Annotated in this window: 21 protein-coding genes; 10 read left to right on the top strand and 11 right to left on the bottom strand. The window is 69.9% G+C overall.

The annotated features are described in order from the left end of the window. The first annotated feature begins 8 nt into the window (after positions 1 to 8). Genes PKE78_RS12460 through PKE78_RS12450 form a run of 3 tightly spaced genes read left to right on the top strand, consistent with a single transcriptional unit; the run spans position 9 to position 3,240 of the window. A complete protein-coding gene (locus PKE78_RS12460; RefSeq protein ID WP_271201983.1) occupies positions 9 to 1,406 on the top strand; it encodes a circularly permuted type 2 ATP-grasp protein in 1,398 nt (465 codons plus the stop codon). A 31-nt stretch (positions 1,407 to 1,437) separates the two neighbouring features. Next, positions 1,438 to 2,379 carry an alpha-E domain-containing protein gene (locus PKE78_RS12455; protein ID WP_271201228.1) on the top strand — a complete coding sequence of 314 codons (942 nt, stop codon included), beginning with the start codon at positions 1,438 to 1,440 and terminating at the stop codon, positions 2,377 to 2,379. A 24-nt stretch (positions 2,380 to 2,403) separates the two neighbouring features. Beyond that, positions 2,404 to 3,240: a transglutaminase family protein gene (locus PKE78_RS12450; protein ID WP_271201227.1), complete on the top strand. Its 837-nt coding sequence runs from the start codon at positions 2,404 to 2,406 to the stop codon at positions 3,238 to 3,240. A gap of 45 nt (positions 3,241 to 3,285) precedes the next feature. On the opposite strand, the gene PKE78_RS12445 is transcribed toward PKE78_RS12450, so the two are convergent. Further along, positions 3,286 to 5,400: a sodium-translocating pyrophosphatase gene (locus PKE78_RS12445; protein WP_271201226.1), complete on the bottom strand. Its 2,115-nt coding sequence runs from the start codon at positions 5,398 to 5,400 to the stop codon at positions 3,286 to 3,288. A gap of 188 nt (positions 5,401 to 5,588) precedes the next feature. On the opposite strand from PKE78_RS12445, the gene PKE78_RS12440 reads away from it, so the two are divergent. Beyond that, positions 5,589 to 7,028, top strand: coding sequence for a sugar porter family MFS transporter (locus tag PKE78_RS12440; protein ID WP_309299115.1), 1,440 nt, complete (start codon positions 5,589 to 5,591; stop codon positions 7,026 to 7,028). Positions 7,029 to 7,135: 107 nt separating this feature from the next. On the opposite strand, the gene sfnG is transcribed toward PKE78_RS12440, so the two are convergent. Both sfnG and PKE78_RS12430 read right to left on the bottom strand, forming a co-directional pair. Further along, a complete protein-coding gene (sfnG, locus tag PKE78_RS12435) occupies positions 7,136 to 8,251 on the bottom strand; it encodes a dimethylsulfone monooxygenase SfnG (protein WP_271201225.1) in 1,116 nt (371 codons plus the stop codon). Between the two features lie 28 nt (positions 8,252 to 8,279). Beyond that, on the bottom strand, positions 8,280 to 8,855 hold the full coding sequence (locus tag PKE78_RS12430) for an NAD(P)H-dependent oxidoreductase (RefSeq protein ID WP_271201224.1): 576 nt from the start codon (positions 8,853 to 8,855) through the stop codon (positions 8,280 to 8,282). A gap of 224 nt (positions 8,856 to 9,079) precedes the next feature. Between PKE78_RS12430 and metX the strand changes: the two genes are divergently transcribed. Both metX and PKE78_RS12420 read left to right on the top strand, forming a co-directional pair. After that, on the top strand, positions 9,080 to 10,261 hold the full coding sequence (gene metX / locus PKE78_RS12425; RefSeq protein ID WP_271201223.1) for a homoserine O-acetyltransferase MetX: 1,182 nt from the start codon (positions 9,080 to 9,082) through the stop codon (positions 10,259 to 10,261). 72 nt (positions 10,262 to 10,333) lie between these two features. Then, positions 10,334 to 10,921: a septation protein A gene (locus PKE78_RS12420; RefSeq protein WP_271201222.1), complete on the top strand. Its 588-nt coding sequence runs from the start codon at positions 10,334 to 10,336 to the stop codon at positions 10,919 to 10,921. A gap of 116 nt (positions 10,922 to 11,037) precedes the next feature. On the opposite strand, the gene PKE78_RS12415 is transcribed toward PKE78_RS12420, so the two are convergent. The 6 genes from PKE78_RS12415 to PKE78_RS12390 all read right to left on the bottom strand — a co-directional run bounded on the left by PKE78_RS12415 (position 11,038) and on the right by PKE78_RS12390 (position 16,443). Further along, positions 11,038 to 11,883 carry a lytic murein transglycosylase gene (locus tag PKE78_RS12415; RefSeq protein WP_271201221.1) on the bottom strand — a complete coding sequence of 282 codons (846 nt, stop codon included), beginning with the start codon at positions 11,881 to 11,883 and terminating at the stop codon, positions 11,038 to 11,040. A 211-nt stretch (positions 11,884 to 12,094) separates the two neighbouring features. Next, positions 12,095 to 13,093 (bottom strand): thiamine-phosphate kinase, encoded by a 999-nt coding sequence (thiL, locus tag PKE78_RS12410; protein WP_271201220.1) that lies wholly within the window; start codon positions 13,091 to 13,093, stop codon positions 12,095 to 12,097. Next, positions 13,090 to 13,554, bottom strand: a complete 465-nt coding sequence (locus tag PKE78_RS12405; protein WP_271201219.1) for a type II toxin-antitoxin system RatA family toxin — start codon at positions 13,552 to 13,554, stop codon at positions 13,090 to 13,092. Before PKE78_RS12405 ends, thiL begins: the two co-directional genes overlap by 4 nt. A gap of 90 nt (positions 13,555 to 13,644) precedes the next feature. Continuing rightward, positions 13,645 to 14,619: a quinone oxidoreductase family protein gene (locus PKE78_RS12400; RefSeq protein WP_271201218.1), complete on the bottom strand. Its 975-nt coding sequence runs from the start codon at positions 14,617 to 14,619 to the stop codon at positions 13,645 to 13,647. Positions 14,620 to 14,692: 73 nt separating this feature from the next. Further along, the gene (locus PKE78_RS12395) at positions 14,693 to 15,652 is read right to left on the bottom strand and encodes a hypothetical protein (RefSeq protein WP_271201217.1); all 960 of its coding nucleotides are present in this window, start codon (positions 15,650 to 15,652) and stop codon (positions 14,693 to 14,695) included. A 29-nt stretch (positions 15,653 to 15,681) separates the two neighbouring features. Next, the gene (locus PKE78_RS12390) at positions 15,682 to 16,443 is read right to left on the bottom strand and encodes an SDR family oxidoreductase (RefSeq protein ID WP_271201216.1); all 762 of its coding nucleotides are present in this window, start codon (positions 16,441 to 16,443) and stop codon (positions 15,682 to 15,684) included. A gap of 196 nt (positions 16,444 to 16,639) precedes the next feature. Here PKE78_RS12390 and PKE78_RS12385 point away from each other — a divergent pair, with 196 nt between their 5' ends. Continuing rightward, the gene (locus PKE78_RS12385; RefSeq protein WP_271201215.1) at positions 16,640 to 17,791 is read left to right on the top strand and encodes an FAD-dependent monooxygenase; all 1,152 of its coding nucleotides are present in this window, start codon (positions 16,640 to 16,642) and stop codon (positions 17,789 to 17,791) included. Here the strand turns inward: PKE78_RS12385 and PKE78_RS12380 are convergent, their stop codons facing one another. Next, positions 17,792 to 18,736 (bottom strand): AEC family transporter, encoded by a 945-nt coding sequence (locus PKE78_RS12380; RefSeq protein WP_271201214.1) that lies wholly within the window; start codon positions 18,734 to 18,736, stop codon positions 17,792 to 17,794. Positions 18,737 to 18,972: 236 nt separating this feature from the next. On the opposite strand from PKE78_RS12380, the gene PKE78_RS12375 reads away from it, so the two are divergent. The 3 genes from PKE78_RS12375 to hspQ all read left to right on the top strand — a co-directional run bounded on the left by PKE78_RS12375 (position 18,973) and on the right by hspQ (position 21,415). Then, entirely contained in the window at positions 18,973 to 19,806 is an 834-nt protein-coding gene (locus PKE78_RS12375; RefSeq protein ID WP_271201213.1) for a lysophospholipid acyltransferase family protein, read from the top strand. Between the two features lie 100 nt (positions 19,807 to 19,906). Continuing rightward, entirely contained in the window at positions 19,907 to 20,947 is a 1,041-nt protein-coding gene (locus tag PKE78_RS12370) for an HpcH/HpaI aldolase/citrate lyase family protein (protein WP_271201212.1), read from the top strand. A gap of 126 nt (positions 20,948 to 21,073) precedes the next feature. Next, a complete protein-coding gene (hspQ, locus tag PKE78_RS12365) occupies positions 21,074 to 21,415 on the top strand; it encodes a heat shock protein HspQ (RefSeq protein WP_271201211.1) in 342 nt (113 codons plus the stop codon). 196 nt (positions 21,416 to 21,611) lie between these two features. Here hspQ and PKE78_RS12360 read toward each other — a convergent pair whose 3' ends face one another. Beyond that, a complete protein-coding gene (locus PKE78_RS12360; RefSeq protein ID WP_271201210.1) occupies positions 21,612 to 22,328 on the bottom strand; it encodes an invasion associated locus B family protein in 717 nt (238 codons plus the stop codon). Positions 22,329 to 22,571: the final 243 nt, after the last annotated feature.

The raw sequence follows: 22,571 nt of genomic DNA, 5'->3' as shown, positions 1-22,571 counted from the left end.
TCGACGAGATGTCGCTGGCCGACGGGTCGGTCCGGACGGCGTACGCCAAGCTCGCGCGGTGGCTTAAGGAGGCGCCCGCAGATCTTCTGAACTACCGGGTCGAGGAGGCGGAGCTGCTGTTCCGCCGGATCGGCATCACCTTCGCGGTCTATGGCGACCAGCAGGCGCAGGAACGCCTGATCCCGTTCGACATCATCCCCCGCATCATCACCAACGACGAGTGGACCCGGCTCTCGAAGGGGCTGGAGCAGCGGGTCGACGCGCTCAACCGCTACATCGCGGACGTCTACGGCCGCCGCGAGATCCTCAAGGCCGGCATCATCCCGAACGACCTCGTGTTCCAGAACGCCGCGTTCCGGCCCGAGATGGCCGGCAAGTCGGTGCCGCACGACCTGTGGGTCCATATCGCCGGCATCGACATCGTGCGCGTCGACGCCGAGACGTTCTATGTGCTGGAGGACAACGCCCGCACGCCGTCGGGCGTCTCCTACATGCTCGAGAACCGCGAGGTGATGATCCGGCTGTTCCCGGAGCTGTTCGCGCAGCACCGCGTCGCCCCGGTCGAGCGCTACGCCGACGAGTTGCTCGCCACGCTGCGCTCGCTCGCGCCGCGCTCCGCGCCGGCTGATCCCAACGTCGTGCTGCTGACGCCAGGCATCTACAACTCGGCCTATTACGAGCACTCGTTCCTCGCCGACAAGCTCGGCATCGAGCTGGTCGAGGGCCGCGACCTGTTCGTGCGCGACGACGTCGTCTACATGCGCACGACCGAAGGCCCGCAGCGGGTCGACGTGATCTACCGCCGCCTCGACGACGAGTTCCTCGATCCGCTCGTGTTCCGGCCCGACAGCGCGCTCGGCGTGCCCGGTCTGATCTCCGCCTATCACGCCCAGAACGTCACGCTGACCAACGCCATCGGCACCGGCGTCGCGGACGACAAGGCGATCTACAGCTACATGCCGGAGATCATCAAATTCTATCTGGGCGAAGAACCGATCCTGAAGAACGTGCCGACCCACCGCTGCCGCGAGCCCGAGGCGCTGGCCTATGTGCTCGACCATCTCGAGGAGCTGGTCGTGAAGGAGGTGCACGGCTCCGGCGGCTACGGCATGCTGGTCGGACCGCACGCCTCGAAGGAGCAGGTGGAGCTGTTCCGTGCCAAGCTGAAGGCCTCGCCGGGCGGCTTCATCGCCCAGCCGACGCTCGCGCTCTCGACCTGCCCGACCTACGTCAACTCCGGAGTGGCGCCCCGGCACGTCGACCTGAGGCCGTTCGTGCTGACGGGCTCGGACGGGGTGCGGATCGTGCCGGGCGGGCTCACGCGCGTCGCGATGAAGGAAGGCTCGCTGGTGGTGAATTCCAGCCAGGGCGGCGGGACGAAGGACACATGGGTGCTGGACGAATGAGCGGCGCATTCCGGAACGAGGACGCCAGCCCATGCTGAGCCGCACCGCCGACAATCTGTTCTGGCTGTCCCGCTACGTCGAACGCGCGGAGGCGCTCGCGCGCATCCTCGAGGCGACGCAGCGGCTGGCCTCCCTGCCCGTGGCCTATGCCGGCTCCACCAACGAGTGGGAGAGCGCGGTCAACAGCGCGGGCTGCTCCTCTGCGTTCTACGCCAAGCACGAGGAGGCGACCGCCGAAACGGTGGTCGACTATCTCGTGTTCGAGAAGGACAACCCGTCCTCGATCGTCAACTGCTTCGAGGTCGCCCGCCACAACGCCCGCGCCGTCCGCACGGCGCTGACCGTCGAGATGTGGGAGACGATCAACGGCGCATGGCTGGAGCTGCGCCGCCGGCCGGAGCGGCAGCTCGTGGGCGAGGAGTTCACGCGCTTCCTCGGCTGGGTCAAGGAGATCGGGCTGAGGTTCGACGGCTCGGCCTCGCGCACCATGCTGCGCAACGACATCTACAGTTTCTCGCGGCTCGGCATGCTGCTGGAGCGCGCCGACAACACCGCCCGCATCCTCGACGTGAAGTATCATCTGCTGCTGCCCGAGGAGACGAAGGTCGGCGGCGGCCTCGACTACTATCAGTGGTCGGCGATCCTGCGGGCCGTCTCCGCGCAGACGAGCTATCACTGGGTCTACCGCCAGAGCCTCAAGCCATGGCTGATCGCGGACCTGCTGATCCTCAACGACCAGATGCCGCGCTCGCTCGCCGCCTGCTATGGCGACATGGTGCGCCATCTCGACGATCTGTCGCGCGGCTACGGCCGGCAGGGCCCGAGCCAGCGCATCGCCCGCGCCACGCGGGCCAAGCTCGAGAACGCCGGCATCGAAGAGGTCTTCCAGAACGGCCTGCACGAGTTCATCACCGGCTTCATCGGCGAGAACAACCGCCTCGGCGCGGCCATCCACGAGCAGTACCTCGCCTGAGGCGATGGCGGAGCACGCGACGACATGCGCCTGAAGATCCGTCATGAGACGGTCTATCGTTTCGAGACGCCCGCCGCCGCGGTGACGCAGACGCTGCGCGTCACGCCGCGCAACCACGACGGTCAGCACGTCATCCGCTGGCGCGTGGACATCGACCGCAACTGCCGCCTGCGCGCGGCCGAAGACGCCTTCGGCAACCAGACCCACGTGTTCTCCGTCGAAGGGCCGGTGGACGACATGACGGTGCTGGTCGAGGGCGAGATCGACACGCAGGACACATCGGGCGTGGTGGCCGGCGCGGTCGAGCGCTTCCCGCCGGCGCTCTACCTGCGCGAGACCGAGTTGACCGGCTTCGATCTCGACATCGCCGCCTTCGCGAAGGACGTGCGCGAAGGCGCGGGCGTCGACGCGCTCTCGCAGCTCCATGCGCTGCTCGCGGCGCTCCACCGCGAGATGACCTTCGACCCGAAGCCGGCGGAGAGCGCGACCACGGCGGCGGAGGCGTTCCGGCTCAAGCGCGGCCTGTGCCAGGACCTCGCCCATGTGTTCATCGTTGCCGCCCGCGCGATCGGCGTGCCCGCGCGTTACGTCAGCGGCTATCTGCTGGCGAGCGGCGACATGCCGGAGCACGAGGCCGGACACGCCTGGGTCGAGGGCCATGTGCCGGGTCTCGGCTGGGTCGGGTTCGACCCCGCCCACAAGCTCTGCGCCACCGAGGCGCATGCGCGGGTCGCCATAGGGCTCGACTCGCTCGGCGCGGCGCCGATCCGCGGCGTACGCTATGGCGGGGCGGCGGAGACCTTCGACGTGAAGGTTAAGGTCGAGGACGTATCGCAGGGACGCGGCTACCGCCGCTTCTGAGAATGGGGCGCGCCGCGGGCTCCGCGGCGCGCCCTTCGCGAGCGCTCAGTGCGCGAGCACGGCGAGCAGCAGCAGCGCGACGATGTTGGTGATCTTGATCATCGGATTCACCGCGGGTCCGGCGGTGTCCTTGTAGGGATCGCCGACCGTATCGCCGGTCACCGCCGCCTTGTGGGCGTCGGAGCCCTTCCCGCCGTGGTGGCCGTCCTCGATGTACTTCTTGGCGTTGTCCCAGGCGCCTCCGCCGGACGTCATCGACAGCGCCACGAACAGGCCGGTGACGATCACGCCGAGCAGCATCGCGCCGACCGCCGAGAACGCCTCGCTCTTGCCCGCGACGGCGAGCACGACGAAATAGGCGAAGATCGGCGACAGCACCGGCAGCAGCGACGGCACGATCATCTCCTTGATCGCGGCCTTGGTCAGGATGTCGACCGCGCGGCCATAGTCCGGACGGTCGCGGCCTTCCATGATGCCCGGCTTCTCGCGGAACTGGCGGCGGACCTCCTCGACGATCGCGCCGGCGCAGCGGCCGACGGCCGTCATGCCCATCGCGCCGAACAGGAAGGGCAGCATGCCGCCGAACAGCAGGCCCACGACGACGTAGGGGTTCGCCAACGAGAAATCGAGCTTTACGCCCTCGAAGTAAGGGTATTGCGCCGAGTTCTGGATAAAGTGGTTGAGGTCGGACGTGTAGGCCGCGAACAGCACCAGCGCGCCCAGACCGGCGGAGCCGATCGCGTAGCCCTTGGTGACCGCCTTCGTGGTGTTGCCGACAGCGTCGAGCGCGTCGGTCGAAGCGCGCACCTCGGGGGGCAGGCCGGCCATCTCGGCGATGCCGCCGGCGTTGTCCGTCACCGGACCGAAGGCGTCGAGGGCGACGACGAAGCCCGCCAGAGCCAGCATGGCGGTGACGGCGATGGCGATGCCGAACAGGCCGGCGAGCGAGTGGGTCACGATGATGCCGGCGATGATGACCAGCGCCGGCAGCGCGGTCGCCTCCAGCGACACGGCGAGGCCCTGGATCACGTTGGTGCCGTGGCCGGTGACGGAGGCGGCCGCGATCGAGCGGACCGGCCGGTAGCCGGTGCCGGTGTAGTACTCGGTGATCACCACGATCAGGCCGGTGATGACGAGGCCGACCACCGCGCACAGGTACAGGTCGAAGCCGGTGAAGGTCAGACCGCCGACCGTGGAGTACTCCGTGCCGAACCCGATCAGGGTCGCGGTCACGAGCGCGATGCCCACGAGCGACAGCGCCGCCGAGACGCCGAAGCCGCGGTAGAGCGCGCCCATGATGGAATTGTTCGCCGGCAGCTTCACGAAGAAGGTGCCCGCGATCGAGGTGACGATGCAGATGGCGCAGATCGCGAGCGGATAGAGGATCAGGCTGCCGAGCGCCGCGTTTCCGGCGAAGAAGATCGCGGCGAGCACCATGGTCGCGACCACGGTCACGGCGTAGGTCTCGAACAGGTCCGCGGCCATGCCGGCGCAGTCGCCGACATTGTCGCCGACGTTGTCGGCGATCGTGGCCGGGTTTCGCGGGTCGTCCTCGGGGATGCCGGCCTCGACCTTGCCGACGAGGTCGCCGCCGACGTCCGCGCCCTTGGTGAAGATGCCGCCGCCGAGGCGCGCGAAGATGGAGATCAGCGAGGCGCCGAAGCCGAGCGCCACCAGCGCGTCGACAACCACGCGGTCGCCGATCGAGTAGCCCAGGACCACGGTCAGCACCGCGTAGTAGACCGCGACCCCGAGCAGCGCGAGCCCGGCCACCAGCATGCCGGTGACCGCGCCCGACTTGAACGCGATCTCGAGGCCCGCCCCGAGCGAGCGGGACGCCGCCTGCGCCGTGCGCACGTTGGCGCGGACCGACACGTTCATGCCGATGAAGCCCGCGACCGCCGACAGCACCGCCCCGATCAGGAAGCCGATCGCGACCGGCACGGACAGGAAGATGGCGACAAGGACGAAGATGACGGCGCCGACCACGCCGATCGTGGTGTACTGCCGGCGCAGGTAGGCCTGCGCGCCTTCGGCGATCGCCCCGGCGATCTCCTGCATGCGGGCGGTGCCGGCGTCCGCCGCGACGACGGAGCGGACCGCCCATACGCCGTAGACGATCGACAGCAGCCCCAAGATGATGATCAACGTCAGCGCCATAGACTGGGATCCCTGGATTGCGTTTCCTCGTGCGCGGAACGGATAAGGGCTTGCCGGCTCACGCCGCGCCCTCTTGCTTCTTGCTTGTCTGGAGTTCGACTCCGCCCGCGCGACCTGTTGGTCGCAGGTGAGGCTGCCAGAACGTCGCACCCTGCGCAACGCGCCCGCGGAAACCGCGGCGCCCGCCGATATGCCGAGGGTTTCGCCGCGCGACGCTGCGCTATGATCGCAGCCGGGCCAGGCGGGGGCTTCTCCCGCGCGTCGAAGGGGTTTCGGACATGAACTTCAAGGTGGTGGCGGCGACCGCGTCGCTCGGCGGGCTGCTGTTCGGCTACGACACCGGCGTGGTTTCGGGCGCCCTGCCCTTCGTGCGCGAGGTGTTCCAGCTGTCGGAGGCGATGCAGGGCTTCTTCGTCTCGATCGCGCTGGCGGGCGCGGCGGCGGGCGCGGGCGTCGCGGGCCAGCTTGCGGACGCCTACGGCCGGCGACGCGTCATTCTCGTGGTCGCGGCGCTGTTCGTCGTGGGCGCCCTGCTCTGCGCCGTCGCCGCCAACGTGCCGGTGCTGCTGCTCGGCCGCCTAACGCTCGGCGTCGCGATCGGCGTCGCCTCCATGCTGACGCCGCTCTACCTCGCGGAGATGGCCCCCGCCGACAAGCGCGGCGGGGTCGTTTCGCTGAACCAGATGTGCATCACGGTCGGCATCCTGCTGTCCTACATCGTCGCCTACCTGCTGTCGGAGGTCGACGGCGGCTGGCGCTGGATGCTGGCGATCGGCTGCCTGCCGGGCGTCGTGCTCGGCCTCGGCATGCTGGGCCTGCCGGACAGCCCGCGCTGGCTCGCGGGCCAGGGCCGTCTCGACGAGGCGGCGGCGGCGCTGCGCACGTTGCGCGGCGGACAGGACGTGACCGCCGAGCTGAACCAGCTCCGCACGGACCTGACGCGGGAGAACGGCGCGCTCGTTCCCTGGTCCGCGCTGCTCGAGCCGCGCGTGCGGCTGCCGCTGATCGTGGGCGTGGGCCTCGCGGTGTTCCAGCAGGTCACCGGCATCAACACCGTGATCTATTATGCGCCGATCATCTTCGAGCAGGCCGGCATGGGTTCGACCTCGGCGGCGATCCTCGCCACCGCCGGCGTCGGCGTGGTCAACGTGATCATGACCTACGTGGCGCTGAAGCTGCTCGACACCGCCGGCCGGCGGAAGCTGCTGATCGTCGGCCTCGCCGGCATGACGGCGATGCTCGCCATCCTCACCGCGGGCTTCGCCGTGGGCACGGAAGGACCGCTCGCCTGGATCGCGACGCTGTCGGTCGCGGCCTATGTGGGCTTCTTCGCGATCGGCCTCGGCCCGGTGTTCTGGCTGCTGATCTCGGAGATCTTCCCGCTCGCGGTGCGCGGGCGCGCCATGGGCGTCGCGACGGTCGCGAACTGGGGAGCGAACCTGATCGTGAGCCAGATCTTCCTGATGCTGATCGCGGGCCTGGGCTCGGCCGCGACCTTCGGCCTGTTCGCGGTGATGAGCGTCGGCGCGCTGCTGTTCACGCTGGCGCTGGTGCCGGAGACCAAGGGCCGGACGCTCGAGGAGATCGAGGCCGACTTCTCCGGCGAGCGTGCGGCCGCGCGCCTCTGACCCCGGAAGGCGCTGAGGGTCGGCCGGAGCGCCCCTCCGGCCGACCCTTGCGCGCCCCGCCCGACCCCTGAGCGGAGGAGCGGGGGCGTCTCGCTGTCCGAGGCCCGTCAGGCGGCCGCGCGCGACCGCCCGCCCTCGGCCTCGAGCGCGCGCACCAGCGGGATGACCTCGCGGCCGAAGAACTCGACCTCCTCCTGGAAGTGCAGGAAGCCGAGCAGCACGAGGTCGACGCCCGCGTCCTTCAGGTCGAGAATGCGTTCGGCGATCTGGCGCGGCGTGCCGATCAGGTTGGTCTTGAAGCCGTCATTGTACTGGACGAGGTCCTCAAAGCTGGATTTCGCCCAGTTGCCCTCGCCCTCCGGCGAAGCCTTGCCGGCGTTCTTCACCTCGTGCCCGAAGGCGTTGACCGCCTCCGGATTGGCCTTGGCGATGATCTCGTCGACCACCGCGCGCGCCTCCGCCTCAGTCGGCCGCGCCACCGCGAAGGCGTTGACGCCGATCTTCACGCGACGTCCTTCGGCGGCGGCCTTGCCCTGCACGTCGTCGACCTGTTTCGCGACGTTTTCAGGCGTATTGCCGTTCGTGAAATACCAATCTGACACCCGGGCGGCCATGTCGCGCGCGGCGCGCGACGACCCGCCCTGGAAGATCTCCGGCTGCGGGTCGATCGGCTTCGGCTTCAGCGCGTAGTCCCGGTAGCGGTAGAAGTCGCCGGCGAAGGTGAAGCTGTCTTCGCTCCAGATCCCCCGCAGCGCGCGGATGAACTCCTCCGAGCGGCGGTAGCGCTCGTCGTGGTCGAGCCAGGGCTCGCCGATGGCGCGGAACTCGCCGGAGAACCAGCCGGACACGAGGTTGATGGCGACCCGGCCTTCGGTGAGGTTGTTGATGGTCGCGATCTGCTTGGCGGCGAGCGTCGGGTTCCACGGCCCGGGCAGGATCGCCGCGATGACCTTCAGGCGCTCCGTCGCGGCCAGCAGCGCGTGGCTGAAGGCGACCGATTCATGCTGGTTCTCCGCGCCGTACCCGGCGGTGAAGCGGATCTGGGTCAGCGCGTATTCGAAGCCCGCGGCCTCGGCGATCTGCGCGAGCTTGCGGTTGTAGCCGATGTCCCAGCCGGTGCGCTGCTCGATGTCCGAGATCACCAGCCCGCCTGAGACGTTCGGGACCCAATAGGCGAACTTGATCGGCTCGGAGCCGTGATGCGTCGTGCGTGCGTCGGCCATGGCGGCCTCCTTTGTCGCGTTGCTTGCGTCAGCGGTTCGGGAAGAGCTGCGCCGCGCGGGCGGGCACGGGGGCCCGGCCGAGCGCGTCGGCGGCCTCGCCGATCAGCAGATCGGCGCGGATGCGCACCAGCGGGTCGATGATGCGGCCCTGCTGGTGCTGCGTCTCGGAGACGTAGAGCCCCGTCGGCAGCGTGCGCGCGCCGAAGAAGCCGAACAGGGGCCGGAGCTGGTGCTCGACGGCGAGCGCGTGCCGGTCGCCGCCGCCGGTCGCGATCAGGCCGACCGGCACGCCTGCGAGCGCTCGGTGGTCGATCAGGTCGATGAAGTGCTTGAACTGGCCGGAATACGAGCCCTTGTAGATCGGCGTCGCGGCAAGGATCAGATCGGCGCGCTCGACCTCGGCGACCAGCTGCTCGATGAGGGCCGGCGCCTCCGCGCGGGAGCGGACCGGGCCGAGCTCCGCCGCGATCTCGCCGATGTCGATCAGCCGGACCTGCCCTCCCGCGATCCGCACCACCGCTTCGACGATGTCCTCGAGCAGCACCCGCGTGCGGGAATGCGGAGAAGGACTGCCGCTGATGGCGACGATGCGCGGCGCGGTCATGCGGAGCGCCTACAGTCGACGCGAGGATCCTGAAGCGTGACGGACATCGCTTGCTCCTTATCAATACATATAATCGATAGAATTAAATTACTGAGAGTGTCAAGCCGCGCGAGGGCGCTCCGGCGCGCCTGAGAGCGGGCGCCACGGGCCGCGGACCGGCTGCTTCGCCTTGACTCCCAGCCGCGACAGCGCTTCACCATCCGCCAGCGAAGAGGCGGCGTTACGTGAACGAAGCGACGATCGAGCTGACGGTGAACGAGGCCGCGCGGCGCGAAGCCGACGCGCCTCACAGCCTCGTCGCCCGAATCGCGCCGCCGCTGACGCTCGAATCGGGCCGCGAGCTCAGCCCGCTCCGGATCGCCTACCAGACCTACGGCGTCCTGAACGCCGACCGCTCCAACGCCGTGCTGGTCTGCCACGCGCTCACCGGCGACCAGCATGTGGCGAGCGTCCATCCCGTCACCGGCAAGCCCGGCTGGTGGTCGACCATGATCGGCCCCGGCCGACCGATCGACACGGATCGCTTCTTCGTGATCTGTTCGAACGTGCTCGGCGGCTGCATGGGCACGACCGGCCCCGCCTCGAACAACCCTGCGACCGGCGAGCCCTACGCCCTCGACCTGCCGCTAGTGACCATCCGCGACATGGTCGCGGCGCAGGCGATGCTGATCGACCATCTCGGCATCCCCGACCTGTTCGCGGTCGTGGGCGGCTCCATGGGCGGCATGCAAGTGCTGGAATGGGCGGCGAGCTATGGCGACCGCGTGTTCGCGGCCCTGCCGATCGCGACCGCCGCGAAACACTCCGCGCAGAACATCGCGTTCCACGAGGTCGGCCGTCAGGCGGTCACCGCAGATCCGGACTGGCGCGGCGGGCGCTACCTGCTCGAGGGCGCGATCCCGCGCAAAGGGCTCGCGGTCGCGCGCATGGCGGCGCACATCACCTATCTCTCGGAGCCGGCGCTTCAGACCAAGTTTGGCCGCAACCTCCAGGACCGCGAGGCGCGCACCTTCGGCTTCGACGCGGACTTCCAGATCGAGAGCTATCTGCGCCACCAGGGCGCGAGCTTCGTCGAGCGCTTCGACGCCAACTCGTATCTTTACGTCACCCGCGCCATGGACTATTTCGACCTCGCGGCCGACCACGGCGGCGTGCTGGCCAAGGCGTTCCAGGGCACGAAGACGCGGTTCTGCGTGGTGTCCTTCACCTCCGACTGGCTGTTCCCGACCGAGGATTCCCGCCAGATCGTCCACGCGCTGAACGCCGCGGCCGCCAATGTCAGCTTCGTGGAGATCGCGACCGACAAGGGCCACGACGCCTTCCTGCTCGACGTTCCCGAGCTGATGGCGACGACGCGCGGCTTCATCGACGCGGCGGCGCGCGTGCGCGGGCTCGCTACGCCATGAGTCGCTAGGCCATGAGTCGACATCGCCAGTTTCGCCTTGATCGCGCCGTCTCGCGGGAGCAGACCTGATTCCATGACCTCAGAGAAAGCGTCGGCGCGCGCCGCCAATCCCGTGCTCAAGCTCGCGCTCGAACTCGGGCCGCTCGTCGTCTTCTTCATCGCCAACAACCGCGCCGACCTGTTCACCGCGACCGCCGCCTTCATGGTGGCGACGCTGGTGTCGCTGACTGCGTCCTGGGCGCTCGTCCGGCGCGTGCCGGTGATGCCGCTGGTGTCGGGCGTCGTGGTGCTGGTGTTCGGCGGCCTCACGCTCGCGCTTCAGGACGAGCTGTTCATCAAGCTCAAGCCGACGATCGTGAACCTGCTGTTCGCGGGCGCGCTGTTCGGCGGCCTCGCCTTCGGCAAGGCGCTGCTCGCGATCGTGTTCGACGAGGCGTTCCAGCTCACCCGCGAAGGCTGGATGAAGCTGACCTGGCGCTGGGCGTTCTTCTTCGTGTTCCTCGCCGCGCTGAACGAAGCGGTGTGGCGGACCCAGACCACCGACTTCTGGGTGGCCTTCAAGGTCTGGGGCGTGATGCCGATCACCATGGTCTTCGCCATGGCCCAGGCGCCCCTGCTCCAGCGCTACGCCCAGGCGCCGCGGGCCGAAGGCGCGAAGTAACGGCCGGCCGGCTTCGGCCGGACACGCAGGGAGCGCCCGGCCCGCTCCACCATGATGAAACGAAAAGAGCCGCGGACCCGAGGGCCGCGGCTCTTTCTATTGCGGTCGGACGCGGCTCAGCGCTGCGCGCGCGAGCCGCCCTGGTCGATCTGGGTCGCGGCGTAGGCGATCGCGCGCTGGTAGACCCGCGCCTTGTTCCATTCGGCCAGCACGCCGAAGTTGGCGGAGCCTTCCTCCCAGCCGCCGCCGGCGCGCCAGCCCTTGGCGCGGAGATAGTTGGCGATCGAGGCGATGGTGTCGGCCGACGAGCGCACCATGTCGGCGCGGCCGTCGCCGTCGCCGTCGACGGCGTATTTCAGATAGGACGACGGCAGGAACTGGGCCTGCCCGATCTCGCCGTGCTCGGCGCCGCGCATTTCGGACATGGTGAGGTCGCCGCGGTCGACGAGCTGCATGGCCGCGATCAGCTCGCCCTGGAACATCTCGGTCCGGCGGCAGTCATAGGCGAGCGTCGCGAGGCCGTTGAAGACGTTCTTGTTGCCCTGAATCGCGCCGAAGGCGGTCTCCATGCCCCAGATCGTGGCGATGATCGGCGCCGGCACGCCGTACTTGGCTTCGACGCGGTCGAACAGCGCCTTGTTGCGCTGGATGCGCGAGCGGGCCTGGCTGATGAGCGACGCCGGCGCGCGCTTGGCCACGAACTGCTCGAAGGTGAGCTTGAACGGCCGCTGGGTGCGGTCGTAGCCGATCAGGCGGCGGTCGTAGGACACGCCCGATAGCGCCGCGCTGGCGACGCGCGGAGAGATGCCGCGCGAGATCGCCTCGGCCTGGAAGTTCTGGACCCAGGCGTCGAACCCTTCGCCGTTGTTGCCGCCGCACGGCGCAGCCGAAGCCGCGCTCGCAGACAGGGCGACGCCCAGCCCGAACAGGGCGGCGACAAATCGTTTGGGAGTTGACGTCATGGGGGCTCCGCCGGCTCTTTCGCTGTTGTTATGTCGCTTCAAGCGACGCCGGCCCGCTGAGCGCAAGCCGCGCCGCCGTCGATCCGCCGCAGCGGAAGCGTCGCCGACAGAGCGTCGGCGACCGCGGCATTTTGATGGTCCATGGTTACCGATTCAATCATGGCGGGCGGCGCTTCGGCGCACGTCGTGCCCTGCCGGCAACACGTCCGCGTCAGAAGTGGCTGTAGGAGCCTGCGCCGAAGCTCAGCGCCTCGCCCTGCCGCTCGATCCGCACGCCGCTCTCCTCGACCAGCGCGCCGATGTCGGTGACCCGCACCCCGGCGCCCGCCGCCTCGGCCTCGAAGGCGTCGGCGTCGTCGGGATCGATCGCGAGCAGAATCTCGTAGTCGTCGCCGCCGGTGAGCGCGGTCGTGAGCGCCGCAGGATCCGCGCGCGTCGCCCGCGCCGCCGCCGGCGACAGCGGGATTCGCGCTGCGTCGATCACCGCGCCCACGCGCGAGGCGTCGGCGAGCTTGCCCGCGTCGCCGACGAGCCCGTCCGACACGTCCATCGCGGCGGTGGCGTAGGAGCCGACCACGCCCGCGAGCGCGACCCGCGGCTCGGGGAGCAGATAGCGGTCCAGCAGCGCCTCCCGGTCGGCGCGCCGCAGGTCCCAGTGGGCGGCGAGCCGGTCGTCGCGCCGCAGCATCAGTCCGAGCGCGGCGTCGCCGATCGCGCCGGTGACGTAGAGCCGCTGGCCGGGCGCCGCTCCCGTCCGCCGCGGCACCTGCCCTTCGCCGGCATGGCCGAAGGCCGTGACGGAGACGAACAGGCCAGCGGGCGACAGCACGGTGTCGCCGCCGAGCAGCGAGACGCCGAACTCCTCCTGGTCCGCGGCGAGGCCTTCGGCGAAGCCTTCGAGCCAGTCCTCGTCCCAGCGGCCGGGCAGCGCGAGCGTCAGCAGATAGCCGAACGGGCGGGCGCCCTTGGCGGCGAGGTCCGACAGATTGACCCTGAGCGCCTTGCGGGCGACCGCGTCGGCCGGATCGTCGGCGAAGAAGTGCACCCCCGCGACGATCGCGTCGGTCGTCACCACCAGCTCCTTGCCGAAGGCGTGGGGCACGGTCGCGGCGTCGTCGAGCAGTTCGGCCGCGCCCGGCGAGGTCGCGAGCGGCCGGAAGAACCGCGCGATCAGTCCGGCCTCGTCGGGGCGCGCCCGGCCGCCGCTCACGCGAGCGCCGGCCTTGAGCCATAGACTCGGTCGGCGCGCTGCTCGAACGCCTCGGCGTAGCGCCGGAACACCCGCTCGAACGCCGCGCCGACCAGCATCGAAAGCGTGCGGCTGCGCAGCTCCCACTCGATGTAGAAGCCGACCTCGCAGCCGCCGTTCGGCAGCGGCGCGAAGGTCCAGCGGTTCTCGAGATGACTGAACGGGCCGTCGAGATAGGCGACCTGGATCTTCCGCTCGTCGCGGTCGAGCGTGACCCTGCTCGTGAAGGTCTCGCGGAAGATCTTGTAGGCCACCGTCATGTCGGCGATCAGCACCGGCAACCGGTCGCGCTCCTCACGCGAGCGCACCCGAAGACCCTCGCACAGCGGCAGGAACAGCGGATACTTCTCCACGTCGGCGACGAGGTCGAACATCTCCTCGGCGGAGTGGCGCACGCGGCGCGTGGTGCGGAAGCTCGGCATGCGCGATCGTAGTCTCGTGGGCGTGGTCGCTCCGATATAGGCGGGATCGGCGCGCTTGTCGCGGGGCCGCGCCGATCCCGCGCCTTAGGCCTACGGAATGAGCACTGTCGAGCCGGTGGTGTCGCGGCCCTCGAGCGCGCGGTGGGCTTCGGCCGCGTCCGCCAGCGGGAAGCGCGCGCCGATGTCGATGCGCACGGCCCCGGAGGCGATGACGCCGAACAGGTCCTCCGCCGTCTCCAGCAGCTCGGCCCGGGTGGCGGTGTAGTGGTTGAGGGTGGCGCGGGTGGCGAACAGGGAGCCCTTCTGCGCGAGCAGCCCGATGCTGAACGGCTCGACCGGACCCGAGGACTGGCCGAAGCTGACCCAGATCCCGCGCGGCCTCAGGCAATCGAGCGAGGCCGGGAACGTGTCCTTGCCGACCGAGTCGTAGACCGCGTCCACGCCCTTGCCGCCGGTGATCTCGCGCACCCGCTCGACGAAGTCCTCGGACCGGTAGTCGATGACGTGGGCGCAGCCCCTGGTCTTGGCGAGCGCCACCTTCTCCGGGCCGCCGGCGGTGCCGATGACGGTCGCGCCGAGATGAGCCGCCCACTGGCTGGCGATCTGGCCGACGCCGCCGGCCGCGGCGTGCCACAGGATCACGTGCTCCGGGCCCACGCGGAACGTGCGGCGGATGAGGTACTGCGCGGTCATGCCTTTCAGCATCGCCGCCGCGGCGGTTTCGTCGGCGACGCTCGGCGGGATCTTCACCAGCCTATCGGCCGGGATCACGCGCTCGGTCGCGTAAGAGCCGAGCGGGCCGCCGGCGTAGGCCACGCGATCGCCGGGCTTCACGTCCGTGACGCCTTCGCCGACCGCGACCACCTCGCCCGCGCCTTCCGAGCCGAGCGTGAACGGCGTCTGCTGCGGGTAGAGCCCAGTGCGGTGATAGACGTCGATGAAGTTCAGGCCGATCGCGGTGTGGCGGATATGGGCCTCGCCCTTCTTCAGCGCCGGCAGCTCGACATCCTCGAAGGTCAGAACCTCGGGGCCGCCCGTCTGGTGGACGCGGATCGCTTTGGGCATGGGGATGTTCCTGTCTCGCTATGGGGTCGGCGGCCGGCCGACGTCACGATCGCCTTCGGCGCTGGACGGCCTCTCAGGGCTTCGCGGCGCCCGCAAAGCCGCGGAAGCTCACGTCCGGGGCGCTGGTGTTGTGCTTCGACAGTTCGACGCGATCGAAGCGGACGTCGTCGGTCACGGAAGTCTTGAAATCCATGACGTTCTCGGTGAACAGCCCGCCGTCCATGCGCCAGACCACCCGCGCCGTGTCGGCGTTGTCCGGCGTCACGAACATGGAGCGGATGCCGGCGAAGGGGGCGGTCTTGTCGCCGTCCTCCGGCAGGCCGTCGAGCTTCACCGACAGCGTCGCGCCCTCGCGGGAGACGTTCTCGACCTTCAGCTCGCCGGTTCCGCCGCGCGCGAAGGTCATGCGGAAGACCCGCGCCTTGCCGTCGATCTCGAGCCGCGTCACGTCGACGATCGGCCGGTGCTGCTCCTCGATCGGGCCGATCAGGAACGACGAGCCGTAGGCCGCCTCAGGGAAGCGCTCCGGCGGGATGGGCTTGGCGCGCCAATATCCGTCGAACGGATAGAACACGAGATACTCGGTCCACTTGCCGTCGATCTTCTCCTGAAGCTGGATCAGGTGGATGTCGGTCTCGTCGACGTCTCCGATGACCACCTCGGCCCCCCTCGCCCGCCAGGACACCTCATGGGTGAAGCCGAGGATGCGGATGCGGTCGTCCTCGTAGAGCGTCAGGTTCTTCGGCTGGAACTTGAACTTCGGGTCGTCCTTCATCGCCTCGCAATGATCGAAGTTCGGCGCGGTGTCGTCGACCTTGAGGTCCGGCAGATAGACCGGCGGCGTGACCTCGATGCGGAAGGCGCGCACCTTCGGATTGGTCAGCGTGAAGTAGACGTTGTCGAACTCGGCGCACTTGGTGGGATGGCTGAGATTGTCGACCCGGGCGCGCGTCTCGTCGGAGGCGGCGTGGGCGGAGCCCGCGAGGGCTGCCGCTACGACGCCCGCAAGCGCGAGCCGGGACAGTGTGATCATGGACATGTTCGCTAAACCGCTCCAGCTTCTCAGCGCCCGCCGCCGACGCGCAGGTTGGCTCCGGTGACATAGGACGCGGCCTCCGACAAGAGCCAGACAATCGCTTCGGCGACCTCGTCGGGGCCGCCTGCCCGTCCCATCGGCGTGCCCACTGCGAGCCGCGCCAGCCGGTCCGGCTGGCCGCCGGCGGCATGGATGTCGGTCTCGATCAGGCCCGGCGACACGGCGTTCACCCGAACGCCCTCCGGTCCGAGCTCCTTCGACAGCCCGATGGTGAGGCTGTCGATTGCGCCCTTGCTGGCCGCGTACCAGACATATTCGCCCGGCGCGCCAAGCGTGGCGGCGATCGAGGACAGGTTCACGAGCGCGCCGCCACGGCCTCCGCGGCTGCGCGCCATGACGCGGGCCGCCTCGCGCGCCACCAGGATCGCGCCGGTGACGTTGACGGCGACCACGCCCGCGATCATGTCCGCCGGCGCCTCGGCCAGCGGCCCGGCCGCGCCGATGACGCCGGCGTTGTTGACCACGCCCGTCACCGGCCCGAGCCGCGCGGCCGCCTGGAACAGGCTGAGGACGTCGCCCGCGACCGCCATGTCGCCGCGAATGACGGCGGCGCGGCGTCCCGCCGCCTCCACCTCCGCGGCGACCCTCTCGGCGGCGGGCTCGTCCTGCGCGTAGTTGATCGCCACGTCCCAGCCGCGCGCTGCTGCAAGGCGGCAGGTCGCCGCGCCGATCCCCCGGCTGCCGCCGGTGACGATAAGGACGCCCGTCGCGCCGCGTTGCGGACCCATGGCCATCAATCCTCTCGGTCCCCCACCGCCTCCCGCTGGCGTGCGATCGGCGCCTCGCGGACCGGTCGATGAAATAGCCGGTCTCGCCCACGCCTCAAGTCGCGCCGGACGGCGACAGGACGCTGCGGGCGCCCCATGTTTAGGACAAGCCGGACGCGAATCCCGGCGCAAGGACACCGCCCGTAGGGAGGCGCACATGATCGACGTCGCGGTGATCGGAGGCGGGCCGGCGGGCCTGCTCGCCGCCCTGCTCGCCGCCCGCGCCGGGGCGAAGGTGGCGCTGGTCGCGGCTCCCTTGCGCGCCGACACCCGCACCACCGCCCTGCTCGACGGTTCCGTCGCGATTCTGCGCGACGCCGGGCTGTGGTCGCGTCTCGAAGGCGGCGCCGCGCCGCTCCGGCGTCTCCGACTGGTCGACGGCGGCCGGCGGCTGTTTCGCGCGCCCGAAATCACCTTCGATTCGGCCGAGGTCGGGCTCGACGCCTTCGGCTGGAACGTGCCCAACGCGGCGCTGACCGCCGTTCTCGGCGAAGCGCTTGCGGCCGAGCCCGGCGCCCGCGTGATCGCCGGCTCCGCCGTCGCCAGCCGGCCCGACGAGGACCAGGTCGCGATCGAGCTGGAGGGCGGTTTGGCCCTCTCCGCTCGGCTCGTGATCGCCGCCGATGGCCGCCGCTCGCTGATGCGCGAGGCCGCCGGGATCGAGCTCGCGCTGCGCCGCCAGCCGCAGACCGCGCTCGCCTTCTGCGCCGCTCACGAACGCGACCATGACGGGGTGTCGACCGAGTTCCACTGCGAGGAAGGTCCGTTCACGCTGGTGCCGATGCCGGGACTGAGGTCGAGCGTCGTGTGGGTCGTGACGCCCGAGCGCGCCGAGGAGCTGCGCGCGCTCGGGCCGGACGCCTTCGGCGAGGCGCTGACCCGCCGCGCGGGGCGGCTCTTGGGCGCGATGCGGCCGGACGGCCCGATCGGCGCTTTCCCGATCGAGGTCGGCGCCGCGACGCGGATGGCGGCGCGCCGCACGCTGCTCGTCGGCGAAGCGGCGCATGTGCTGCCGCCGATCGGCGCGCAGGGGCTGAACCTCGGCGTGCGCGACGCCGCGGCCGCCGCCCGCGCCATCGCCGCCGCGATCGCCGAACGTCGCGACGTCGGGGGCTTCGCCACCCTCAGCGCCTATTCCCGCGACCGCGCGTCCGACGTCTGGAGCCGCACCGTCGCGACCGACGCGCTCAACCGTTCGCTGATGAGCGGATGGCCCGCGGCGCACGCCGCCCGCGGCGCCGGCGTCCGCGCGCTCGCCGCCATCGGCCCGCTGCGGCGGTTCGTCATGCGGCAGGGGCTCGGGCGCTGATCAGAGCGCGCCGGAGACCACGAGCCAGAGCACGCCGGTCACCGTGACGACGGAGAGCACGGTGCCGATCAGGATCGTGCTGGAGGCGCGCTCCACATAAATCCGGTACTGGCTCGCCATGACGAACACGTTGAGCGCCGGCGGCAGCGAGGCCATCAGCACCGCGGTCGCGACCCAGACGCGGTCGAAGCCGCCGACGAGGGTCAGCGCGCCGTAGACGATCAGCGGATGCGCGATGAGCTTGACGAAGAGCAGCGCCGGCAGCTCGACCGGCACGCGGCGGACCGGCCGCAGCGCGACGGTCACGCCCAGCACGAACAGCGCGCACGGGGCGGCCGAGCCGCTGAGCAGGGTCACGATCTGCTCCACCGGCTTTGGCGGGACATAGTGGAAGTAGGCCGCCAGTCCGCCGATCAGCGTCGCGATGTTGAACGGGTGCAGCGCGATGCGCCGGACCACCAGAGCCGCCGTCGCCCACAGGCTCTCGCGCCGGTCGCTCGCCACCGACATCAGGAACGGCACCAGCGTGAACAGCAGCATGCAGTCGAACACGAAGATCAGCGCGGTCGGCGCCGAGGCAGCCGGACCCAGCGCCGCGAGCGTCAGCCCCGGCCCCATGTAGCCGACGTTGGAGTAGCTGCCCGCGGTCGCCTGGATCGTCGCCTCGGGGAGTTTTCCACGCGACGCCAGCAAGCCGATGCCGAGCGCGATCAGAAAGGCCGTCAGCGTGGAGCCGGTGGTGATCGCGATGAAATCGACGTTCGCGAGCTCCTCGAACGGCGTGCGGGAGATCAGCGTGAAATACAGCGCCGGCACCGCGACATAGACGATGTAGACGTTGAACCAGTCGAGCCCGCCCTCGGCCGCGGTGGCGAACCGCCCGCACAGGAAGCCGAGCAGGATTAGCCCGAAGAACGGCATGGCGAGGGAAGCGACGTCCGCCATGTCTGCCAATCTCTCCCGCGCCGCCCGACGACGGCCCCGGACTGCGAGGATCGGACCGCTTGACGTGCGGCTAACGGAGTTGCCAAGAGGGGTCAACGCCCACGGAACGCATGCCTGACAGAACCCCAGACGCGCCCGACGCCCCACGCGGACTTCGCCGGTTCCGCCGACGGGTCGCGCGCCGCCGCCCGCCGCGGCGCGGCTTTCGAATGTGGCTGCAGAACCGGATGGAGGCAATGGGCGTCGCCGCCGTCATCGGCCTCTGCCGCCTGCTCGGGGTCGACGCCGCGTCCACGGCGTTCGGCTGGCTGTGGCGCACGCTCGCGCCTTGGAACCATCGTCACCAACGGGCGCTGGAGAACCTCGCGGTCGCCTTTCCCGACATGAGCCCCGCGGAGCGCGAGCGGATCGCGCGCGCGAGCTGGGAGAATCTCGGCCGCACCATGGCCGAAGGCTTCCTGATGGACCGGATCGTCGGCGACCCCGCGCGCGTCGCGGACGACGCCACCGCCCGGTTCGAGGCCCAGCGCCTCGCCGGCAAGGGCATCGTCGTGGTCTCCGCCCATTTCGGCAACTGGGAGATCGGCATCCATTCGACCGCGGCCGCCGGCTTCGAGCCGGCCGGCGTCTACAAGGCGATGCGCAATCCGATCGTCGAGCGGATGATCACGCGGCGACGCGCCTTCCTCTACCCCGGCGGCCTCTACACGCCGTCCGCCGAAACGCCGCGCCGGATCATCTCCTGGGTGCGTTCGGGCCATGCGCTCGCCATCCTCGCCGACCTGCGCGAGGCCCGCGGCGTCGACGTTCCGTTCTTCGGCCAACCGGCGCGCTCGACCACCTTCCCGGCGCTCGTGGCGCGCCTGCTCGACGTGCCGCTGGTCGCGGGCCGCGTCACGCGTACGCGCGGCGCCCGTTTTATCGTGTCGAGCGAGCTCGTGGAGACGCCGCGCACGGCCGACCGCGACGCCGACGTGCTGGCGGCGACGGCCGCCCTTCAGGCGACCTTCGAACGCTGGATCCGCGAGACGCCGGAGCAATGGTTCTGGGGCATGCGCCGCTGGCGCTGAGCCCGCCGATCCCGTTCCGACGAAAGCAGCGTTGCGCTGCAGCACGCGCGCGGGGAAGGTGCCGGCGATCCCGCTTCCTCCCCGCAAAAGGCGTTGCCAGATGATCGTTCCCAGCGCGTTCTACCGTCCCCTCGCGCTGGGCGCCCCCGCCCCTCTCCGGGAGCGGCCGGTCAAGGTGGAGCGCATGATCCACTTCGTGCCGCCGCATGTGGAGAAGATCCGCGCCCGCGCCGGCAAGCTCGCGTCCGAGGTCGACGTGGTGCTCGGCAATCTGGAGGACGCCGTCCCGGCGGACGCCAAGGAGGCCGCGCGCGCCGGCTTCATCGAGATGGCGAAGGCCAACGAGTTCGGCCAGACCGGCCTCTGGATCCGCATGAACGCGCTCGACAGCCCGTGGGCGCTGGACGACGTGATAGAGATCGTCGGCGCGGTCGGCGACAAGCTCGACGTGATCATGCTGCCGAAGGTCGAGGGCTCCTGGGACGTCCACTATCTCGACCGCCTGCTCGCCCAGCTCGAGGCGCGCCACGCGCTGACCCGGCCGATCCAGATCCACGCGATCCTCGAGACCGCGCAGGGCGTGATGAACGTGGAGGAGATCGCCCGCTCCTCCCCGCGCATGCACGGCATGAGCCTCGGTCCCGCCGACCTCGCCGCGTCGCGTCGCATGAAGACCACACGCGTCGGCGGCGGCCATCCCGGCTACGGCGTGCTGACCGACAAGCAGGGCGACGAGGCCCGCGCCTTCTACCAGCAGGACCTTTGGCACTACACCATCGCGAAGATGGTGGACGCCTGCGCCGCCAACGACATCAAGCCGTTCTACGGCCCGTTCGGCGACTTCTCGGATTCGGACGCCTGCGAGGCCCAGTTCCGCAACTCCTTCCTGCTGGGCTGCGTCGGCGCCTGGACGCTGCATCCGAGCCAGGTGGAGATCGCCAAGCGCGTGTTCTCGCCGGATGTGGAGGAGGTGAAGTTCGCCAAACGCATCGTCGACGCCATGCCCGACGGCACCGGAGCGGTGATGCTCGACGGCAAGATGCAGGACGACGCCACCTGGAAGCAGGCCAAGGTCATCGTCGACCTCGCCAAGCAGATCGCCGAGCGCGAGCCCGAGCTCGCCGCCGCCTACGGGCTCTGACGAGGCCGGCGTCGATCGCGCCGGACGCCTTCAGGCCATGATCGCGTCGCAAATCCGTCGCATCCCATTGACTTGGACGCGGCGGCGCCCTCCGTTCCGCGCCCGAAACGGGACAGTATCGTCATCATGGCCGGCCAGACGCGCTCGCGGAACGCGAAATTCAAGATCGGAGAAGTCGTCCGGCACCGGGTCTATCCGTTCCGGGGCGTGATCTACGACGTCGATCCCACCTTCTCGAACACCGAGGAGTGGTGGCTGTCGATCCCCGAGGACGTGCGCCCCGAGCGCGATCAGCCGTTCTACCACTTGCTCGCCGAGAACTCGGAGACCGAGTACGTGGCCTATGTCTCCGAGCAGAATCTGCTGCCCGACACCTCCGGCGATCCGGTGCGCCATCCGCAGGTCGAGGCCATGTTCGAACGGACGGTGGACGGCTCCTACCGGGTGCGCCGGGACGTCCGCCACTGACGCACACGGCGCGGGCGGCGCCCCGCGCGCGCGTCCATGACTTCGCGCCGATCTTTACGCTCGAACCCGCGTGACCGAGGCAGGCGTCGATCGCTCCGACGCCCCCGCCCGTTCGCGGGCGCAAAAAAACGCGGGCCCCAAGCGGAGCCCGCGTTCTTCAAAAGCTGAGACGCCGGGCGAACGCGCCCGGCGAGGATCACTGCGCCGGGTTCGCCGGAACCGCCGGGGCCTGCGCGCCGCCCTGCATCTGCAGCTTGTCGCGCATCTCCTGCGCCTTCTTGTTCAGCTCCTCGTTGGCCTTCTCGCGCTCGGCCTCGACGAGCTTCGGGTCGAGCGCCGGGCCTTCGTTAGCCTTGGTGAAGCCCGCGAGGCTGACGGGGAAGTTCACCGTCTTGGCCTGCTGGTTCATGGCCTGAAGCACGAGGTTGGTGCCCTTCTTCAGGTTGTTGAAGAAGGCGTCGTTGATGTCGATCTCGGCGTAGCAGGCGTTCGGGAAGCAGATCGAATACTTGCCGTTGGCCGGCGCGTTCTGGTCGACCGCGATGCGCACGCCGGGCTGGATCAGCAGGCCGGGCGGGACCGCGGCGAGGAAGAACTTCTTCGGCTCGCCGGTGATCTGGCGCACGGCCACGGAGGCGATGGTCTGGCCGGTGTCGGCCTTGACGTCGCGGGAGGTCAGGCAGACCTCCTTCTTCGCCTGCGGATCGGTGTTGCAGATCTTGACCCAGTTCGGCTGGGGCGCGGCCGGCGGCGTGGCCGACATCGGGCCCGGACCGGCCGGAGCCGCAGCTGCGGGAGCCTTCGGGGCGGCCGGCGCCGGAGCGTTGTTCTGCTGCGCCGCGGCGGGCAGAGCCGCGCCGAGGGAGACGGCCGCCACGGCGGCGGCGAGGCGCGAGTACCTACCCAAGGTCATGCAGCATTTCCTTCCTGTCGTTGGACGACCGGCTTCGCCGCGGCCGCCGCGCTGAAACATCCAAACGCGCGTCGCGCGCAAGCGCGGAGCCGAGCGCTTCGTTACTCGGCGAAACGGCTGTCTGTCGAGCAAATACGGCAGGAGAGTGACGGAGTTTTCACCGTGTCCTGACCGGGGAAAACCAGACGCCGTGGTATCTTCGCGAGGTGAGCGGCGAATCAGGGTCGACCTTGGACCTTCGGC

Source organism: Methylopila turkensis, assembly GCF_027922325.1.
GTDB classification, from domain to species: domain Bacteria; phylum Pseudomonadota; class Alphaproteobacteria; order Rhizobiales; family Methylopilaceae; genus Methylopila; species Methylopila turkensis.
This window is presented reverse-complemented; position numbering and strand designations above follow the sequence as displayed.

Coding starts and splice junctions, on each gene's coding strand:
- PKE78_RS12430 (WP_271201224.1), bottom strand. CDS start 8,855: ATGACCGCGCCGCGCATCGTCGCCATCAGCGGCAGTCCTTCTCCGCAT.
- PKE78_RS12360 (WP_271201210.1), bottom strand. CDS start 22,328: ATGACCTTGGGTAGGTACTCGCGCCTCGCCGCCGCCGTGGCGGCCGTC.
- PKE78_RS12405 (WP_271201219.1), bottom strand. CDS start 13,554: ATGCCGAGCTTCCGCACCACGCGCCGCGTGCGCCACTCCGCCGAGGAG.
- PKE78_RS12375 (WP_271201213.1), top strand. CDS start 18,973: ATGGGCGTCGCCGCCGTCATCGGCCTCTGCCGCCTGCTCGGGGTCGAC.
- PKE78_RS12450 (WP_271201227.1), top strand. CDS start 2,404: ATGCGCCTGAAGATCCGTCATGAGACGGTCTATCGTTTCGAGACGCCC.
- PKE78_RS12420 (WP_271201222.1), top strand. CDS start 10,334: ATGACCTCAGAGAAAGCGTCGGCGCGCGCCGCCAATCCCGTGCTCAAG.
- PKE78_RS12455 (WP_271201228.1), top strand. CDS start 1,438: ATGCTGAGCCGCACCGCCGACAATCTGTTCTGGCTGTCCCGCTACGTC.
- PKE78_RS12400 (WP_271201218.1), bottom strand. CDS start 14,619: ATGCCCAAAGCGATCCGCGTCCACCAGACGGGCGGCCCCGAGGTTCTG.
- hspQ (WP_271201211.1), top strand. CDS start 21,074: ATGGCCGGCCAGACGCGCTCGCGGAACGCGAAATTCAAGATCGGAGAA.
- PKE78_RS12380 (WP_271201214.1), bottom strand. CDS start 18,736: ATGGCGGACGTCGCTTCCCTCGCCATGCCGTTCTTCGGGCTAATCCTG.
- PKE78_RS12445 (WP_271201226.1), bottom strand. CDS start 5,400: ATGGCGCTGACGTTGATCATCATCTTGGGGCTGCTGTCGATCGTCTAC.
- PKE78_RS12385 (WP_271201215.1), top strand. CDS start 16,640: ATGATCGACGTCGCGGTGATCGGAGGCGGGCCGGCGGGCCTGCTCGCC.
- PKE78_RS12415 (WP_271201221.1), bottom strand. CDS start 11,883: ATGACGTCAACTCCCAAACGATTTGTCGCCGCCCTGTTCGGGCTGGGC.
- sfnG (WP_271201225.1), bottom strand. CDS start 8,251: ATGGCCGACGCACGCACGACGCATCACGGCTCCGAGCCGATCAAGTTC.
- PKE78_RS12390 (WP_271201216.1), bottom strand. CDS start 16,443: ATGGGTCCGCAACGCGGCGCGACGGGCGTCCTTATCGTCACCGGCGGC.
- PKE78_RS12370 (WP_271201212.1), top strand. CDS start 19,907: ATGATCGTTCCCAGCGCGTTCTACCGTCCCCTCGCGCTGGGCGCCCCC.
- PKE78_RS12460 (WP_271201983.1), top strand. CDS start 9: ATGTCGCTGGCCGACGGGTCGGTCCGGACGGCGTACGCCAAGCTCGCG.
- PKE78_RS12395 (WP_271201217.1), bottom strand. CDS start 15,652: ATGATCACACTGTCCCGGCTCGCGCTTGCGGGCGTCGTAGCGGCAGCC.